This window comes from bacterium, from assembly GCA_026129405.1.
Lineage (GTDB): Bacteria > Desulfobacterota > Binatia > DP-6 > DP-6 > JAHCID01.
Genome location: JAHCID010000001.1, coordinates 487,107 through 501,029, shown reverse-complemented (window position 1 = coordinate 501,029; position 13,923 = coordinate 487,107). Strand labels below are relative to the sequence as shown.

The window sequence follows — 13,923 nt, the reverse complement described above, 5'->3', positions numbered from 1 at the left end:
GACACGCTGGAAACCGTATGAGCGGCGTCGCGAGACAGTCAACCCGCGTGGCGCAGCCCGAAGCGGGCGGCGGCCATGTCGGCGATGGTCTCGCCGATGCTGAGCGACGCCGTGGCGGCGGGGGAGGGTGCGTTGAGGACGTGGATCATCCCGGGCGCTTCGACGATGCGGAAGTCGTCGACGAGGAGGCCGTTCGGCTCGACCGCTTGTGCGCGCACGCCGGCGCCGGCGGGCACGACGTCGTCCATCTGAAGGCTCGGCACGAGCCGCTGCAGCGATGCGACGAAGGCGCGCTTCGAGAACGACCGCCACACCTCCGCCATGCCCGTCTGCCAGTAGCGACCCGCCATGCGCCAGAAGCCACCGAAGCCGACCATGTCGCCGACGTCGCGCGGCGAGACGTCCACGTGCCGATAGCCTTCGCGTTTCAGCGCCAGCACCGCGTTCGGCCCGCACTCGACGCCGCCGCGCGCCATGCGAGTGAAGTGCACGCCGAGGAACGGGAACGACGGGTCGGGTACCGGGTAGATGAGGTTGCGCACGAGGTGGGCGCGCTCCGGGCGCAGCTCGTAGTACTCGCCGCGGAACGGCACGATGTGCAGGCCCGGCGGGACGCCGCACAGCCGCGCGATGCGGTCCGACTGCAGCCCGGCACAGTTGACGAGCGCGCCCGCGGTGACGGGCCCGACCGCGGTTTCGAGCACGATGCCGTCGGACGTGCGACGGCAGCCGACGACGCGCGCGTTCGTGCGGATGTCGCCGTCGTACCCGCGCACCAGCGTCGCCATCGTCTCGACCACGCGGGGGTAGTCGGCGATGCCCGTCTCGGGGACGAAGAGGCCCGCGATACCGGCGACGTTGGGCTCATGCTCGCGTAGCTCCTCGGCCGCGAGGCGGCGGATGCCGCGGAGGCCGTTGGCGTTGCCGCGGCGCTCGAGCTCGACGAGCGGTCCCAGCTCGCGCTCGTCGGTGGCGACGACGAGCTTGCCGCAGCGCTCGTGCATGACGCCGTGCTCGGCGCAGAAGCGGTACATGAGGTCGCGTCCGACGACGCAGTTCCGCGCCTTCGAGGAGCCCGGCTTGTAGTAGAGCCCGGAATGGATGACGCCGCTGTTGTGGCCGCTCTGATGCTGGCCGAGCGCGGCCTCGGCCTCGAGCACCACGAGCCGCGCCCGCCGGCGCCCGAGCGCCAGCGCCGTGGCCAGACCGACGATGCCGCCGCCGATGACGGCGACGTCGAAGCGGGCGCCGGACACGCGCGGCGTCAGCCCGCCTCGGGCGGCGTGGGCAGGTCGCGCTCGACGAAGTAGCGCAGCACGTCGGACGGCGCGATGATGCCGACCAGCTTGCCGGCACGGACCACCGGCAGGTGGTGGATGCGCCGCTCGCGCAGGACGGTGATCACCTCGTCGGTGGGCGCGAACTCGTCGATGGTGATAGCCGGCGCCGACATCAGCGTGCGGGCCGGCGTGTCGGCGGCGTCCTGACGGAGCAGCGCGGTGATGATGTCGCTCTCCGTCACCATGCCGACGACGGCTTCGCTGGCGTCGACGACGGGGACGCCGCTGATCGCTTCGCCGACGAGCGTCGCGGCGATCGCGTCGAGCGGCGTATCGGGTGCCACCGAGGTCACCCGCTCGGTCATGAGGTTGCGTGCGTGACCCTTCACGCCGGTGGCTCTAGCGGAGACGGTTCAGCGCGTCGAGCGACGCGGCCGCGCGGTGACACCCTTCGGGGTGGCCGTCGCCGGCGGCAGGACCCGGGGTCGGGGCGGCGGCGTCGGGATGGCGGCGAGGTTCGCCGAGCCCACCCAACCCTCGCATCCCGCGTCGTCGGTGCAGCGGATGCGGTAGCGCGTCCCCCCCGAGCCGCGCGGCTTCCAGGCGACGATGTCGACGACGGTGCCTTCGTCGAGCGTCATAAGGGCGGTGGTGCCGTTCTCGTCCGTCAGGGTGGCACCCTTGGTGCCGGGGCCCGCGGAGCGAATGGTGGCGCGATGGCCGACCGCGAGAACGGGTCCGTCCGAGCCGGCGCTTCGAGGACGGGGAATGCGCGAAGGGAAAACGGGACGCTGCGGAGTCGACACGCTAACGACCCCCTCCCGGACGGCGAAACTCTCTCGAACCCACGTCGCGCTCCTGGTCTGCCCCAGCCGGGGCGGCTTCAGACGTCGTCGCGATTGCCAGCGGGGAGGACGCGTTGCTCCCGGGGGGAGCGGCGCGAGGTCGCGCGCGAACAAGCCGACATCCGTTGACTTATATGGATAACCGCCGCGGCGCCAGTCGCACCCTGCCCGCGCATCTGCGCGGGCAGCGCAGACAGACGTGAATCCCCCCGCGGCCATCCCGGTAGCGCCGCACCTTTTCGGCGAAGCTGCCGATACTCAGGCAGCGGTCCGCCGCCGCCCGGCGGGTGCGCTCGAACGTTCTACAAAACGAGCTTCGTACGAGCCGGCCCCCGACGAAGCGCGGTGCCAGTGGGATGGCACCGCGCTTGCTTCTGGCTCCGAACGAGTCCGCACGCAGAGGAGGAGACGAGATGCTCGCCCCGACGACACGCCCGATCGCCTGCATCCCAGCCGCGCCGCGGACGATCATCCTCCTCGCCGTCGTGGCGTCGGTGCTCTCGCTCGCCGCGCCCGCTGCCGCGGGTCCGCGGGCCGCGGCAGCGTTGGCGCTCTGTGCCCGCGCCGACGCCCTCACGGGCGACGCCCGCGAAGCGATCCTCGACCGCGCCCTCGCCACGGCGGAGCGGGCGGTGGAGGCCAACGACGCCGATGCCGACGCGCACTTCGCCGTCTTCTGCGCCCTGGGCAAGCAGCTGCGGGACGAGGGGTTCGCCCTCACCGCGTTCGCAAAGCTGCGCCGTGCCCGCGCCGCCGTCGATCGCGCGCTGGCGCTGAACCCGGACCACGTGCCGGCGCTCGTCGGCAAGGGCGCCGCGCTGATCGAGACGCCAGCCATCGCCGGCGGCAACGCCGAGCGCGGCCGCGAGCTGCTCCGCCGCGCCCTCGAGCTCGATCCGGAGAACATGGCCGCGCACCTCTACCTGGCCCAAGCCGACGGCGGCCGCCCGCTGGCAGTGGCCCATAGCGGTCCCTGACCCGCTCAGCGCAGCCCGTACTCCTTCATCTTCTTCTGGAGCATGACGCGCGAGAGGCCGAGCGCGCGAGCGGTGTGCGAGACGTTGCCGCCGTGCGCCCGCAGCGCCTCGGCGACGTAGCCGCGCTCGAACGCGGCGCGCGCGGTCCGCAGCGAGCCGGTGGTCGCGTTGCCGTCCGTCGCCGGCGGCGGCGCGGGGGACGGTCGCGCGGCGGCCGACGGGCGCACGCCGCTGCGCAGTCGGGGCGAGAGGTGCTCCGGCTGGATCGCGTCGCCCGGCTGGGCGACGACCACCGCGCGCTCGATCTCGTTCTGGAGCTCGCGCACGTTGCCGGGCCAATCGTGCTGGACGAGGCGTCCCAGCACCTCCGGCGACAGCCCGGCGATGAATTTGTGCTGCCGCTCCGCGGCCGCCGCCAGCAGGTGCTGCGCGAGCACGGGAATGTCGTCGCGCCGCTCGCGCAGCGGCGGCAGGCGGATCGGGAAGGCGGCCAGGCGGTAGAAGAGGTCCTGTCGGAAGGTGCCGCGTGCGACCTCGCCGGAGAGCTCGCGGTTGGTCGCCGACACGACGCGGACGTCGACCCGCCGCGGGCGGGCGTCGCCCAGCGGCGTCACCTCGCCCTCCTGGAGGACGCGCAGCAGCTTCGCCTGCATCGGGAACGGCATCTCGCCGACCTCGTCCAGGAAGACGGTGCCGCCGTCCGCCGCCTCGAACAGCCCGCGCCGGTCGCGGTCCGCGCCGGTGAAGGCGCCGCGGCGGTGGCCGAAGAGCTCGCTCTCGAGCAGCGTCTCGGTGAACGCAGCGCAGTTGACGGCGAGGAACGGCCGGTCCGCGCGCGGGCTGGCGCGATGGATGCCGCGCGCGACGAGCTCCTTGCCGGTGCCGGTCTCGCCCTCGACCAGCACCGCGATCGCCGCCGGCGCCGCGCTCTCCATCAGCCGGAATACCTCCGCCATGGCAGGCGTGGTGCCGACGATCTCGACGAAGCGGTCGCGCCGGGCGAGGTCGCGCCGCAGCGCCACCACCTGCGCGCGCAACCGCTCCTCGGAAGCGCGCAGCTCCTCCCACAGCCGCGCGTTCTCGAGCGCGACGGCGACGCTGCCGCCGAGCGCCTCGAGCAGCGCGAGGTCGTCGTCGGTGAAGTCGCCGCCGTGGCGGTTGATGACCTCTATGACGCCGATGGTGCCGCGCGCCGTCGTCAACGGTGCGGCGAGGAGGTTGCGTGTGACCGCGCCCGTGCGGTGATCGACGCCCGGCCAGAAGCGGGTGTCCCGCGAGACGTCGTCGACCCGCTGCGGATGGCCGCTGCGGAAGACGGCGCCGGCGATGCCGTGCTCGGCGGGGAAGCGCAGCGTCGCCAGCTCGGCGGCGACGCTGGGATCGCTGGCCGTGTACGGGAAGTAGAACTCGTTCTGCTCGGGATCGTGCAGCAGGACGGCGACGCCGTCGCAGTCGAGCACGGTGCGGCAACGCTCGACGATGAGCGGCATGAGCTCGTCGAGCTCGGTCCGGGCCGCGAAGGCGCATCCGAGCTCGTGGAGCAGCCGCAGGCGGTCGGCCTCACGAGCCATGAGCGGCGATGCTAGCCTGCGAGCGGCGCGGCCTTCAACGTGGGACAGGCGCTCCGCGGTGCGGGCGGCACGGCTCTCCGCAACCGGCCCGCGGTTGCGTCTCGGATCGCAGGCGCTAGGCTCCGCCCGTGGCGACCTCGGCCGCGGTCCTCGACGTCCCCGCTTCGCCCGCCGTCCGCCCGGCGGCCCGCGGCTTCGCGCACTACGCCTGGTGGACGCTCGGGGCCACCCTCTTCGTCATCCTCTGGGGCGCCTTCGTGCGCGCCACCGGCTCGGGCGCCGGCTGCGGCAGTCATTGGCCGCTGTGCAACGGCGAGGTCGTGCCGCGCTCGCCGACCGCCGAGACGCTCGTCGAGTTCGGCCATCGGCTCACCAGCGGCGCGGCGCTGCTGCTGGTGATCGGCCTCGTCGTCGGCGCCTGGCGCCGCTTCCCGCGCGGCGACCTCGTCCGCAGCGCCGCCGCCTGGACGGCGGTCTTCATGGTGCTCGAGGCGCTGATCGGCGCCGGGCTCGTCCTGCTCGAGCTGGTCGCGGGCGACACGTCGACGGCGCGCGCCGTGTGGATGGCCGGCCACCTGATGAACACGTTCCTGCTGGTTGCGACCATGGCGCTGACGGCGTACTGGGCGGGCCGCGCCGCGCGGCCGCGCGGCGCGATGCCGCTCGGCGCCCGCATCGCGCTCGGCGCAGCGCTCGGCGGCGTCCTCGTGCTCGGCATCAGCGGGGCCGTGACGGCGCTCGGCGACACGCTCTTCCCGGTCGCGACCCGTGCCGAAGGCGCCGCGCTCACCTTCTCCCCGACGGCGCACCTCTTCGTGCGCCTCCGCATCTGGCACCCGACGCTGGCCATGCTGGTCGGCGCGCTGGTGTTCGTCGCGTCGCTGGTGACGCTGCGGAGCGTCCCGGGCGGCGGCGTCGCACGTCTCGCCGGAGCGGCCGTCGGCCTCTATGCGCTCCAGCTCGTCATCGGCCTCGCGAACGTTTGGCTGCTGGCGCCGATTCCGCTCCAGCTCCTCCATCTGCTGCTGGCGGATCTCCTCTGGATCGTGCTCGTCCTGCTCACGGCGAGCGCGGCGGCGGCACCGGCGTCGTCCTGACGGTTTCGCCTTGCCCGGCTCTGGTCCGTGGGCTAGGGTTCGGACCGTCGCGGGCGTAATTCAGTGGTAGAATGCCAGCTTCCCAAGCTGGACGTCGCCGGTTCGACCCCGGTCGCCCGCTCTCTTTTTGCTTCGCCGATCACGCACTTGCGTCGCGCTCTCGCGGCGCTCCTCGGCGGTCTCTTAGCTGGTGCCGGTTGGGCGTCTGGTCAGGCGCCTGAGTTGCTGCCGTCGACCAGCATGAGCCCGGCCAACATGTACCGACTCATCCCGCTGCAAGCATTGCTATGCCGAAGTGATGGCGCACCGGCTCGAGGCCCCGGGGCAGCTGAACACCGCAACGGCTTCGAGTGTTCGCACGCGCGCATACGGGGCTTGTACGCTAACGGTGTGTCTGGCTGACATCCCTTGATCGCAAGACAGGGATGGTGCGAAATTGCCTTAAACATGGCGCCATCGGAGTCAGCGGGCATTCGATTCGTAACGGCAGGCGAGGTGTCTTGTCCGACACCCGCCATAGGCTTCAGGAACGTCGCCAGGCGTCACATCGCTACGACTTCGACACTGATGCCGTCCACCGGCTCATCCGCGACATCTACGCGACCTCGGCTCCCAGCCATCCCGCGACCATCAACGTCGTCGAGGTGTATACGCTGGACAGGTTCTGCTCCTCGTTTCCATCCGCACAGACCGCGCATGTCCTGCTCGACTACGGATTCGTCGAACTACTGATCGACAATCTCACGGTCGAGCACCTGTCCGTGACCGACCAAGGGCTGGTGGCCGCATGGTTTCAGGCGGGTCAACCGGAACCCTCCGACGCGTTCGCTCGAGACATCGGCATATCGGGCTCGATGATCATGAGGGACATCGCCTGCAAACTGCTGGACGGCATAGTGAAGAACGACACCCACCGAGCACGACTGATGGACACGCTGTTGTGGTCAACTGACGATGGGGCGTAGGCCAGCCGAGGCCTATTACGATCGACTACGCCAAGAAGAGTGCGACAAGAACCTTCTGGACATCCTCCTGGAGAGGTCCGATGCGCATCGCGCCACAATTTCGGACCTCCTCGCGCAGGTTTGCGCTTTCGTCGCATGCCACGAGATCGCCCACGTCGTCTGGTCAAAGCTACAAGTTCACGAGTGGCTGGCAAGCAATGCTGGCCGACGGACCATCGCGATCTTCAACGAACTCGCAACTCTCGAACTACCGGCGGCGAACGGAGAAGAGATCGTCCAGATCGATCAGCATATCCAACACGCGCGCTCGCACGAGGAGGTCGCCAGGCGCGCAACCAGAGAGGCGAATGCAGCCCCCGGATGGCATCTCAGGGACTCCCGCATCCGCTCAATGCAGGAGGCGTAGACCAGTGATGACGCCCGGATCACGGCCGTAGTTCTTAAGCATCAAGTCTGCGCCATCTGAACCATCCGGGCCACAGCCACGAGGCCATCTCCGGGGTAGCGGGCCGCACCAAAGTCGGAACCACGGGCACTAACAGCGTCGCGCCGACACCTACCAATGCGCCGAGCAGGGCGCGCGGTTTCACCTTTTGCGTGACACCTCACGAGGGTGGTTGAGCGAGCGCTCGAAACTTCAGAGATTCTACCAATGGACCCCTCCTTTCGATGCGGTGAGTTCGGCGAGCGTGTGGCTGTTGTCGGGAGCGCATGCCAGTTGTACCCGCGGCAGGCTGTCAGTCATCTCGTCTCGACGAGGGCTACTTCGTCGGCTCAGAGGCGTGCCGCGAATGCCATGCGCCGGAGTACGAGGCGTGGTCCGGGTCGCTCCATCGGCTGCACCTCGTATCCCCGATCCCGTCCGAGATTCGTTGAGGCCTCACGAACCGCGGCGCGCTGATGACCAAAGTCTTCGAGGACGCGGCCATCCGCGCGAAGAAGCAGCTCCACTTGGACGTTCAGCGCGAGACGCGATGAGAGAATAGTTGCGTCCCCCGTTGCGGGCAGCTAACCTAACATCTTCGGCGATGGGGTTCGCCGTATAACTGCCCGAAGGGCTGATGACTCCTACCATGAGCAACAACGATGGTAGCGATCGCCCTTCAAACCGCCAGCCCCTCCCCCGTCGGTCCCGCAGGCTTGCGCGAGTTCGCGGCCATCGCGGCCAAGCTTGAAATCAGCGCGCTTTCCGTTGAGACCGCTGAGTTCGCCGATCGGGTCGCCGCGGGGCTCTTTTACGTAGCATGCGTCGGCCCGCTGACACGACCACTTGCCGAATCCCAACAGCGCATCACGGCGTTGAGGCAGGTCGCGGCATCTGCGGAGCACTCGCTGCGTGCCTTCGGCTCCTTGCTGACCGCAGAAGAGAGCCGACTTCGAGCCCAGTTCGTCGAACGACAGCAGGCATTCCGGATGCGCGTAGGCCCGGCTGCGCAGGAGGAACTCCGCAGCGTCATCGGGGCTGGCGAGTCGCATTCTCGCGTCAAGCGTTGGCGCGACGCGCATCAGGTTGCCCAGCACATCTATCGTCGCCTCCTCGATTCCTGGCGACAGGAAGAACAACCGATAGCCGAGGCCGCATATCGTTCCGCGATGAAATGGTTTGTCGACCTCGCCAACGATTTTCTCGCCAGGGTGGTCTCCCAGAGTGGTGGTCAACCAGCGGAGATACCGCCCGTTCTCGAAGCTGGACGCGGATTTCACGGCAAGAGCGGAATCTACTTCACGGAGCTAATATACATAACCAGCCGCTCTCCGGCGCGATGGTTCAGCGATCTGTTTCGGCTCCCGGGATTCTTCACCTCGACCCTCATGGAGCACCCCGTCGACTACCTGGATCGACTGATCGTCGCCAACTCGACTCGCGTGACTAGTGACCTCGACGACCAAGTGCGCGAGAGCCACCGGCGGCTCGAACAAGAGCTCCGCGAGCGAATCCGAGACGGCTATGGGATTGCTGAACGTACTCTACAGCGCGCCCAAGTGCAGCAACGGCGAGGCGCGGAAGCGACCGCCGAAGAGCGCGAGCGACTAACCGCAGCTCGAGAGGCGATCCGAGCGATTCTCCAACGGCACGGATACGCTCCATGAGCTTGTCGCTCTCACGCTTTGCCCTCGCAGCCCTCGGCGGACTCGCCGGCTGCGTCGCGCGTTACTGGCTCATCGACGTCGTGCAGACCCTCGCCAACCATGGCTTCCCGTGGGGAACACTCGTCGTGAATATCCTCGGGAGCTTCCTCATTGGCCTGGTAATGACGCTGTCTCTCGAGCGCGGGCTCGTCGGCGCCGACCTCCGCATCCTGCTGACGACGGGGTTCTGCAGCGGGTTCACGACCATGTCCACGTTTAGCTATGAGACGCTCGCGCTCCTCCGCGAGGGGGAGCGATGGCTCGCCATGGGAAACCTCGGCGTTACGTTCGCCGCGTGCCTTGGCGCCGTGTGGCTGGGAAGCATCGCGGCGCGTCTACTGTGAGGACATCATGAACATCATCGACGAAGGCAAGCTCTTACGCATGTTCATCGGAGAGTCGGACCGTTTCCACGGCAGGCCGCTCTATGAGCTGCTCGTGGAGAAGGCCCACACATTGGGGCTGGCAGGTGCCACGGTGTGTCGCGGAATCGCAGGATACGGCGTGCACAGTCGGATCCACACCGCCAAAATTCTCCGCCTGTCGGAGGATCTCCCGGTCATTCTCGAGATTGTAGACACGGACGAGAAAATCCGGGCAGCGCTCCCCGAGTTCGGCGCGATGATCGAGGCAGCAGGAAGCGGCGGACTCGTCACTCTCGAGAAGGCCGAGGTCATTCGATACGTGCACGGGAATGCCACGGAGTAAGCCCATCGACGTCGGGGCGCTTCTGCCGTGCAATAGGAAGCTTTCCGCTACGACCACTGCATCTGCCGCGAAGCCGGCGCTCGGTTCGGATGTGCCGCGGGAGCCGCGCCGGGCCATCTTCTTCGACGTGGAGAACGCCAGTCGCGCCACACACATCGCCGCCATGCTCGATCATCTCGGCCTGCCGGATGGGGGGCGCAGCTATGTGTCGGCAGTCGGCAATTGGCGTGTCGTCAGCGTCGAGACGTCACATCTTCTGTCGCGTGCCGGCGCGACGCTGCTTCACAGTGCGCCGGTCATCGGCGTGAAGGACTGGAGCGATCTGCGCATCGCAGTGGATGTAGGTCGCTGGCTCGGTGATGCCTTCGCGGGGGATACGCTGGAGATCGTCAGTGACGATCAGGCCTTCGACGCGGTCGGCGACGTCGCCGCGACCCGAGGCGTGGCATTTCGGCGGCTGTCCCTGCGCGCTCTCGATCAACGCCGAGAGGCGACTCCGTCGTCTGCGCGGAGCTACAACGAATGCAGCCGTCGACGCCGTTCCCACAGGCGCCGTCTTACGTGAACCTGCTTTGACAAGAGCAGAATCCACCTCATCAGGTGCGATCTCGACGCGGCGATCCTCCGCGATTGGTTCACGATCGCCTTGGAGTCTTGAGCGGCCTCACTCCCGCGGGCGACTGAGACACCTCTTCTCCGCTGGGACATGACTCGCTGGTTCGGACCTACCTGGCTTGGCCGGGGAATCGTCGGCATCGTGCTCGCGACCTTCTTCTCGGACGTCGCGCACGAAATGGCGACCGCCACTTTGCCGTTGTACCTGCAGACCATCGGATTTGGCGCCGCGGCCCTGGGTGTCATGGAAGGCTTCGCCGATTTGCTATTCAGCCTCTCCAAGCTAGTCGGCGGTTGGGTCGGACATCACACAGAGCACAAGCGCCGATGGGGCTCCCTCGGATACCTCGTCACGGCGCTTGGAACGGCATCACTTGCGCTGATGCAGACGTTCACCGGTCTTCTCGCGGCACGCTCGATCGCATGGCTAGGGCGCGGCTTCCGCGCGCCGCTCCGCGACTGCATGCTTGCCGATGAGGTCGGCCCCACGCACTTTGGCCGGGCCTACGGTGTCGAACGCGCCGCGGACATGCTCGGCGCGGTAGCCGGGCCCCTCCTGGCTGCGCTGCTTATCGCATTCGGCGTCGGCGTCTCCAGCATCATCCTGCTGACACTTGTGCCAGCCCTAGTGGCGGTCCTCTCGTTCTTCTCGCTAACCCGGGACCGCCCGGTCGCGGACGATGCACCGACTACGTCGGCGAGCCTCCGACTCCCGCGCCGCTTCTGGCTTTACCTCACCGGCGTCACGCTCTTTGGCCTGGGCGACTTCTCTCGCACCTTTCTCATTCTGTTAGCCGCCGCGACATTCGCACACGGCACTGGGTCCACACCGAGCACGCTATCGGTCCCCGTGCTTCTCTACGCCGTCCACAATGCCATCAGCGCTGCCGCGGCGTATCCTGCAGGCCGCCTCGGCGACCGCGGCTCCAAGCTCCGCGTTCTTGCCGGCGGATATGCACTCGGCGTTGTCACCAACATCCTGCTCGCCTTCAGTAGCGGTGCTCCCGCACTCCTTGTCCTTGCCATCATGTGTTCGGGTGTCTACCTCGCGACGGAGGAGACGCTCGAGAAGGCCGTCGCTGCCGAGATACTTTTGCGCGAGCAGCGAAGTCTCGGCTTCGGGGTTCTCGCCGCAGCCAATGCCGTAGGTGACATGGCTTCGAGCGTCACCGTCGGCCTTCTGCTCTCCGCGGGCCATACCGTGCTCGCCTTTCTCCTCCCGGCGGGTATGGGGCTCCTTGGCACGCTATGGATGGTGCACCTCGGGCGTTCGGAAGCACCGATGCTGGAGCCCGCGAGGTCTGCCTAGGAAAGCGCCGCTGTCCGATTGTGGCGGCAGTCCTTCGCCAAGGCCGCTGTCGTTCCACGCAGGACAGCCGAAATGCTGGTGCCGGTTGAGCAGCGGAGATCCGTGAAGCTCAGTGAAGCTCATACAAACCGTATCGAGACCTACGTTCTCGACTCTGCTGAGATTATTCCCACGGATCGTAGTCCTCCGGGCTTTCATCGAAGAACAGCTTCCCAAGCTGGACGTCGCCGGTTCGACCCCGATCGCCCGCTCTCTGCGTGCCACACATCAGGGGATTGCCCGGGAAGCCAGCGGGCTAGACTGACGCAAAAGTCCGCGGTAGACCCCTCGGAACAACGATCGACTCGGGCTGGCCGTCCACACGTCCGCCTGCGAAGGAAGGGCGCAGATGAGGCCCCCGCACATAGTCCCAAGCTCCCCTTCGGAACGATCCCACCGTCTCTCCGGAAAGGGGACACCTCGCATGCGAATGAAGGGCGTCCACATTGGCGCGCTCGTCGGCATGGTCCTCGGCGCGACGCTTTTCGGCTGGAGCAATGCGGACGCAGTGCTTTGCGTGAAGAGCAAGAAAGGCGTCATCGCCAAGGTGACGATCCGAGACGGTGCCTGCAAAAAGAAGGAGAGCGTCGGGGATGCGAGCGTCCTGCTCGGGCTCCCCACGACGACTACGTCCTCCACGACGACCACCACGTTGCCGGGAAAACGAGCCGCGCGGATCGTCGACAGTGCCGGCAACGACGTCGCCTGGGTGAACCCGAACGTCGGGTTGCTCGGCGAGGGGGTTTGGGCGCTGAGCACGATCGACGATCAGGCGATCACATTCCCCATGCGCAGCAGCGGCCCGGCCGTCATAGATGGCCTGAAGGCCCTCGGGTACGTGGAACCCCCAATCGCACGGGACGACTTCTTTTACGGGTTCGAGCACGAGGGGACCGATTGCGAAGGAGACCTCGTCGCACCATTTTTTAGTGCCCTCCTGCCTTTGAGTCAGGGCTACGGCGACCTGGTCAAGATCGCCTATCCCAGCATGGACGGTAGGAGCGGTTATGTGCTGACGTCGGAGCTTCACGTCGGGGTCTGGTCGCACGAGGATATCCAGGTCGCGTGTGCCACGCCTCCCGATCCAGCGCCCACGAACGTCGCTTGCAACGGTCCGGAATTCGCTCCCATCGGATCGGAGTACCCGTGCCAACTGGATTCGACGACCCAATGTACATGCCGCCGCTGCTGTGCGACGTTGCCGGACGTGCCGCTGCCTTTCTGGCGCGTGCAGACCATCGATCTAGGTTTGGGAGACAGCAGGCCCCCATTCAAGGTCGAGCACTGAACCGCGGAAGGACGTCAGTGAGGCCCCTCGCGCATAGTTCCAAGCTCTCCTTCGAACCCACTGCTTCTCCAGAAAAGGGACATCTCGTATGCGATTGAAGGGCGTCGAAGTTTGCGCACTCGCCGGCATGTTCATCGGCGCCACGCTTTTCGGCTGGAGCGATGCGAACGCCGTGCTTTGCGTTGCGAAGAACAAGAAGGGCGTCGTCACCAAGGTGACGATCCGAGGCGCGGCCTGCAAAAAGAAGGAGAGCGTCGGGGATGCGAGCGTTCTGCTCGGGCTCCCCACGACGACTACACTCCCCACTACGACCACCACGTTGCCGACATTGTCGGGAACACGACCGCGGATCGTGGACAGCGCCGGCAACGAGGTCGGCTCGCTGATGTCGTTCGGCAGCTTTGGGGTTGCGGCGCTGCGCACGATCGACGGTCAGCCGACCGTATTCCCCATGAGCACCGACGGCCTGGGCTTCTCATCCATATTAGACGACTTCCAATACCAGTTCGCACATCAGGGGGCGCAATGCGTAGGAGGCCGCTTCTCACTCACCGATAGTAGTACCGCCCTGTTTGCTGGCGACCTGATGAGGGTGGTCCTTCCCAGCGCGGACGGTAAGAGCGGCTATCTCTTCACGTCAGAGGTGGACGCCGAAGTCAGCACCGGCTCTTATTCGCAAGACGCTTTCGCCTACAAGTGCGCGACGCCTCCCGATACGGCGGCTCCGACCGTCACTTGCGACGACCTCGACCCTGCACCGGACCCCGTCGGCGTCGTTGTTCCCGTCGGATCGGCGTTCCAGTGCCATCCGACGACGATGTTCGGAGTGGAGACTGGCGCATGTACGTGCATCCGCTGCTGCGTGACGCATGACGTCCAGCCGCCCGATCCCGCAGTCAGTCTGTATCGCGTGGAGACCGTCGATTTGGGCTTGGGCAACGTCACGCCCCCCTTCAAGATCGAACGCTGATTCCGATGATCCGGGAAGTCTCTCGCGAGACTTCCCGAGTCGCCGTCCCATCGGGCGCTCGTGCACGAGACGTTCGTCATCATCGGTGGCGTGTGCTCGCTCTCCGCGAGCTTAAGGCCGCGGCGGAGA

15 protein-coding genes and 1 tRNA gene are annotated in these 13,923 nt (G+C 67.3%); 12 read left to right on the top strand and 4 right to left on the bottom strand.

The window, feature by feature from the left end:
- Positions 1–38: 38 nt before the first annotated feature.
- From lhgO to KIT14_02245, 3 genes are read right to left on the bottom strand one after another with little or no spacing between them, the layout of a single operon-like run.
- Positions 39–1,256 (bottom strand): L-2-hydroxyglutarate oxidase, encoded by a 1,218-nt coding sequence (gene lhgO / locus KIT14_02255; GenBank protein MCW5889354.1) that lies wholly within the window; start codon positions 1,254–1,256, stop codon positions 39–41.
- 8 nt (positions 1,257–1,264) lie between these two features.
- Entirely contained in the window at positions 1,265–1,645 is a 381-nt protein-coding gene (locus tag KIT14_02250; GenBank protein ID MCW5889353.1) for a CBS domain-containing protein, read from the bottom strand.
- A 48-nt stretch (positions 1,646–1,693) separates the two neighbouring features.
- Positions 1,694–1,921 carry a hypothetical protein gene (locus KIT14_02245; protein MCW5889352.1) on the bottom strand — a complete coding sequence of 76 codons (228 nt, stop codon included), beginning with the start codon at positions 1,919–1,921 and terminating at the stop codon, positions 1,694–1,696.
- Between the two features lie 617 nt (positions 1,922–2,538).
- Here KIT14_02245 and KIT14_02240 point away from each other — a divergent pair.
- On the top strand, positions 2,539–3,102 hold the full coding sequence (locus KIT14_02240; GenBank protein ID MCW5889351.1) for a tetratricopeptide repeat protein: 564 nt from the start codon (positions 2,539–2,541) through the stop codon (positions 3,100–3,102).
- A gap of 5 nt (positions 3,103–3,107) precedes the next feature.
- On the opposite strand, the gene KIT14_02235 is transcribed toward KIT14_02240, so the two are convergent.
- A complete protein-coding gene (locus tag KIT14_02235; GenBank protein ID MCW5889350.1) occupies positions 3,108–4,673 on the bottom strand; it encodes a sigma 54-interacting transcriptional regulator in 1,566 nt (521 codons plus the stop codon).
- 128 nt (positions 4,674–4,801) lie between these two features.
- Between KIT14_02235 and KIT14_02230 the strand changes: the two genes are divergently transcribed.
- The 11 genes from KIT14_02230 to KIT14_02180 all read left to right on the top strand — a co-directional run bounded on the left by KIT14_02230 (position 4,802) and on the right by KIT14_02180 (position 13,794).
- Entirely contained in the window at positions 4,802–5,770 is a 969-nt protein-coding gene (locus KIT14_02230; protein MCW5889349.1) for a COX15/CtaA family protein, read from the top strand.
- A gap of 49 nt (positions 5,771–5,819) precedes the next feature.
- Positions 5,820–5,891, top strand: a tRNA-Gly gene (locus KIT14_02225).
- Between the two features lie 379 nt (positions 5,892–6,270).
- Positions 6,271–6,735 (top strand): hypothetical protein, encoded by a 465-nt coding sequence (locus KIT14_02220; protein ID MCW5889348.1) that lies wholly within the window; start codon positions 6,271–6,273, stop codon positions 6,733–6,735.
- Positions 6,725–7,141: a hypothetical protein gene (locus KIT14_02215; GenBank protein ID MCW5889347.1), complete on the top strand. Its 417-nt coding sequence runs from the start codon at positions 6,725–6,727 to the stop codon at positions 7,139–7,141. The genes KIT14_02220 and KIT14_02215 overlap by 11 nt, the downstream gene beginning before the upstream one ends.
- Before the next feature lie 680 nt (positions 7,142–7,821).
- Positions 7,822–8,826: a hypothetical protein gene (locus tag KIT14_02210; GenBank protein ID MCW5889346.1), complete on the top strand. Its 1,005-nt coding sequence runs from the start codon at positions 7,822–7,824 to the stop codon at positions 8,824–8,826.
- Positions 8,823–9,209, top strand: a complete 387-nt coding sequence (gene crcB, locus KIT14_02205) for a fluoride efflux transporter CrcB (GenBank protein ID MCW5889345.1) — start codon at positions 8,823–8,825, stop codon at positions 9,207–9,209. Before KIT14_02210 ends, crcB begins: the two co-directional genes overlap by 4 nt.
- A 7-nt stretch (positions 9,210–9,216) precedes the next feature.
- Positions 9,217–9,573 (top strand): DUF190 domain-containing protein, encoded by a 357-nt coding sequence (locus tag KIT14_02200; GenBank protein MCW5889344.1) that lies wholly within the window; start codon positions 9,217–9,219, stop codon positions 9,571–9,573.
- Positions 9,560–10,138, top strand: a complete 579-nt coding sequence (locus KIT14_02195; GenBank protein MCW5889343.1) for a hypothetical protein — start codon at positions 9,560–9,562, stop codon at positions 10,136–10,138. The genes KIT14_02200 and KIT14_02195 overlap by 14 nt, the downstream gene beginning before the upstream one ends.
- 141 nt (positions 10,139–10,279) lie before the next feature.
- Entirely contained in the window at positions 10,280–11,497 is a 1,218-nt protein-coding gene (locus KIT14_02190) for an MFS transporter (protein ID MCW5889342.1), read from the top strand.
- Positions 11,498–11,960: 463 nt separating this feature from the next.
- Entirely contained in the window at positions 11,961–12,824 is an 864-nt protein-coding gene (locus KIT14_02185) for a hypothetical protein (GenBank protein ID MCW5889341.1), read from the top strand.
- Between the two features lie 88 nt (positions 12,825–12,912).
- Complete coding sequence (locus KIT14_02180; GenBank protein MCW5889340.1) at positions 12,913–13,794, top strand: hypothetical protein; 882 nt, start codon at positions 12,913–12,915, stop codon at positions 13,792–13,794.
- The last annotated feature ends 129 nt before the right edge of the window (positions 13,795–13,923 follow it).